1 protein-coding gene is annotated in these 233 nt (G+C 44.6%); it reads right to left on the bottom strand.

Going from position 1 to position 233, the window contains the following annotated elements:
* A partial coding sequence (locus tag FDX22_RS32355) for a TonB-dependent receptor domain-containing protein (protein ID WP_255433097.1) occupies positions 1-233 on the bottom strand: 233 nt, incomplete at both ends.

The raw sequence follows: 233 nt of genomic DNA, 5'->3' as shown, positions 1-233 counted from the left end.
GGTATAACTCAGTGGCGCGCCTTTATTCTCGCCATCTTTTTGCTTGCTCTGGGTATAGGTGTAGTTGAGAGATAAGCTCAGCGAGTCCGACCATAGCGGGAATGTACTGGCAAACTCGATACCATCGGTTCTTGCTTTACCGCTGTTGGTGTAGCTGTTGGTATTATCATCGATAGAATACGAAACGATTTTATTTTTGTATTCAGTATAGAAACCCGTGACGTTGGCGTTCA

This window comes from Citrobacter sp. TBCS-14, assembly GCF_005280805.1.
Lineage (GTDB): Bacteria > Pseudomonadota > Gammaproteobacteria > Enterobacterales > Enterobacteriaceae > Citrobacter > Citrobacter gillenii.
The sequence above is the reverse complement of the archived record's forward strand: the minus strand, read 5'-3'. Positions and strand labels throughout refer to the sequence as shown.